3 protein-coding genes and 1 pseudogene are annotated in these 3,215 nt (G+C 68.4%); all 4 read right to left on the bottom strand.

What is annotated here, in order from left to right:
• Nucleotides 1-579, bottom strand: a 579-nt coding sequence (locus GJV64_RS12935; protein WP_268920647.1) for a methionyl-tRNA formyltransferase, incomplete at its 3' end; no start/stop codon positions are given.
• 43 nt (nt 580-622) lie between these two features.
• Nucleotides 623-1,162, bottom strand: a complete 540-nt coding sequence (pal, locus tag GJV64_RS12930; protein WP_164157725.1) for a peptidoglycan-associated lipoprotein Pal — start codon at nt 1,160-1,162, stop codon at nt 623-625.
• Between the two features lie 66 nt (nt 1,163-1,228).
• Entirely contained in the window at nt 1,229-2,572 is a 1,344-nt protein-coding gene (gene tolB / locus GJV64_RS12925; protein WP_164157724.1) for a Tol-Pal system beta propeller repeat protein TolB, read from the bottom strand.
• A 63-nt stretch (nt 2,573-2,635) separates the two neighbouring features.
• Nucleotides 2,636-3,215, bottom strand: a pseudogene (locus GJV64_RS12920) (hypothetical protein); the annotation flags it as partial.

The following is a 3,215-nucleotide window of genomic DNA, read 5'->3' as shown; positions in this document are numbered from 1 at the left end:
GGCCTCCGGCTGCGGCACGGCGGCGCGCGGGTGGGCCAGCACATCCACCAGCAGGCCGGCGCCCAGCGTCGCCAGCTCCGCAAACAGCTCGCCGCTCGTCTTCCGGTCAACCGGCGTGGCGGCGCTGGCCAGCATCGCCCCGGTATCGAGGCCTTCGTCCATCTGCATGATGGTGACGCCGGTGGTGGCATCGCCGGCCAGGATGGCATGCTGGATCGGCGCCGCACCGCGCCAGCGCGGCAGCATTGAGCCATGGATGTTGAGACAGCCAAGCCGGGGCGCCGCCAGCACTGGCGGCGGCAGGATCAGGCCATAGGCCGCCACCGTGGCCACGTCGGCGCTGGCGGCAACCTCCAGAAACTGGGCGACGGCGGCCGGATCGCGGAACGTTTTCGGGCAGAACACCGGGACGCCCAGCGCCTCGGCGCGCAGCTGCACAGGGCTTTGCTGCAGCTGCCGCCCGCGCCCTGCCGGCTTGGGGGCGCGCGTATAGACGGCGATGACCTCGTGCCCCGCCGCCATCAATGCATCGAGCGCCGGTACCGCAAAAAAAGGCGTGCCCATGTGGATGATCCGCATGGACACGCCTGTTATCGGGTGAAGCGCGTGGCGGGAAGGGGCCTCAGCGGCCCATCACCATGGTGACGGCGCGGCGGTTCTGAGCAAAGCTGGCTTCGTCGGTGCCGGCCACGGCCGGGCGTTCCTTGCCATAGGAAATGGTGCTCAGCCGGTCGACCGCCACCCCTTGCGCGGCGAGGAAATTCTTCGCCGAGTTGGCGCGCCGTTCGCCCAGCGCCAGGTTGTATTCGCGAGTGCCGCGCTCGTCGCAGTGGCCTTCCAGCGTCACCCGCACCGACGGATTGGCCTTCAGCCATTCGGCATGGCGGGCCAGCACGGCGCGCGCTTCGCCATCCAGTTCGTAGCTGTCGTAGGCGAACAGCACCGTGTCGGTGCCCGCCTTGTTGCGCAGGTCTTCCTGGCTGCCGGCGGGGATGCCGGTACTGGCCACCGGCGCCACTGGGGCCGCGGCGGCGGGCGCTTCCGGACGGGCTGAGGTGGGTGGCGCCTGGACGGCGGCCACTTCTTCCTTCTTGGACGCGCAGGCAGCAAGCGTCAGGCTGATCCCGGCAAGCAGGGCGATGCGAAACTTATTGCGGTGCATGACAGGTTCCTTTCCAAGCTCAGCAATGACGGCAAGCTATTGCATTCATGTAACAGTGTGCCGCCATTACGGCAACAAGGGTGACCAGGCCGGATCGGAGGCATCGAGCGGCGTTGCGAGCCGCCGCTCATTCAGCCCGGAAATATCCACCGACCACAGGCCGGATCGCCCCGCCCGATCCGAACGGGAAAACAGGATCACCCGGCCGTTGGGCGACCATGACGGACCCTCATCCTGATAGCCGTTGGTGAGCAGCCGCTCGCCGCTGCCATCGGGGCGCATCACGCCAATGCCGAAGCGCCCGCCGCCGATGCGGGTGAAGGCGACATAATCGCCGCGCGGACTCCACACCGGGCTGGCCGACCGGCCTTCGCCAAAGCTGATGCGGCGCTGGCCGCTGCCATCGGCATTCATCACATAGAGTTGCTGGCTGCCGCCGCGATCGCTTTCGAAGACGATCTGGCGGCCATCGGGCGAAAAGCTGGGCGAAGTGTCAATGCCCGGGGCGGTGGTCAGCCGCACGGACTGGCGGGTGGCGATGTCGTGGCGCCAGATGTCGGTGTTGCCGCCCACCGCCATCGAATAAACGAGGCTCTGGCCATCGGGGGAGAAACGCGGCGCGAAGCTCATGCCGTTGAAATCGCCAACCGCCTGCTGCCGGCCGCTGCCCAGCGTGTAGAGCCAGACGCGCGGCCGATTGTTCTCGAAGCTCATGTAGGTGATGGTCTGCTGCGCCGGCGCAAAGCGGGGCGTGAGCACCAGGTTCTGCCCGGAGGTGAGGAAGCGGTGCTGGGCGCCATCCTGGTCCATGATGGCGAGCCGCTTGATGCGTTTCGTGCGCGGGCCGGTTTCGCTGATGTAGACGATGCGGCTGTCGAAATAGCCGCTCTCCCCGGTCAGCCGCGTGTAGACAAGATCGGCGCACTTGTGGGCAGCGCGCCGCCAGCCGGCGGCCGTGGTGGCAAAGCCGGCCCGCGCGATTTCGCTGCCGGCAAACACGTCATAGGCATAACAGGCAAGCGTAAGGCCGCCATCGGGATTGGCCGTGACGGTGCCGGTGACCAGCGCCTGCGCCGCGATGGTGCGCCAGGCGGCAAACTCGGGCTTCAGCACATCATCGATGTCCACCGTGGTGGTGAAGGCGGCCGGATCGAGGGGGCGGAACAGGCCCGAGGATTTCAGATCATTGGCGATCACCTGCGCTACGCGTTCGCCCAGCTGGGTGGTGGTGCCGGCCTCGGTGGTGCCGCCGTTGCCCGGCGCGAAGGCCGGCACGGCGATTGGCATCGGCTGGGTCAGCCCGGCGTTGATGTCGACCCTCAGTGGCCCGGCTGCAGCAGGCGGCGCGGTATCCTGAGCGAAGACAGGGCCGGTGAAAGCCAAGGCCAGCAGGCAGGGAATCAGTCGCATAGCCCGTTCATATCAGGGCCCGGGGATGAACGGCAGTTAAACCGGCCTCGGTCCGCCCCGCCTTCAGGTCATTTCCTCGGGATCGAAATTGATCTCGACCTTGGCCCACAGGTCATAGAGTTCGGCCGGCAGCTTCAGCGGCTGGCAGCGCAGCACGGCGCGGCGCGCGGTTTCGGCAAAGGCCCGGGCATAATCGGCATTGGCCGCGGTCTGCCCGGTTGGCGTACCGGCCTCCGGCAGACCGATCACCCGGCCATCGCGGCCATATTGCACCTGCACCAGCACCGTCATGCGGCGCACGTCGCGCCCACCCACCGGCGGGTTCCAGCACGGCGCCACCTGGGCGCGTATGGCCTGGGCCAGCGTCGCGGCGGCGCGCGGGTCAACGGTTGCGGTCTTCGGCGCCGCAGCGTTCAACTCCTTCGCAAGCCTGGAGGTGTCGAGCGTCTTCTGCGGCGCCTTGGGCAGCGCCTTGTCGATCAGGCTGGCCAGGCTGGAGGTGTCGAGTGCGGTGGGCGGGGCCTTGACCGGCGCGGATCTCGGCTTCGCTTCCGGCTTTGGCTTCACCGGTTCGGGCGGCGGCACCGCATCGGCGCGCACCGGTTCGGGCGCCGGCGCCGCATCGGCGGGCTCGGCAGCGGCA

The sequence above is a fragment of the Sandarakinorhabdus rubra genome, from assembly GCF_010994245.1.
Lineage (GTDB): Bacteria > Pseudomonadota > Alphaproteobacteria > Sphingomonadales > Sphingomonadaceae > Sandarakinorhabdus > Sandarakinorhabdus rubra.
The sequence above is the reverse complement of the archived record's forward strand: the minus strand, read 5'-3'. Positions and strand labels throughout refer to the sequence as shown.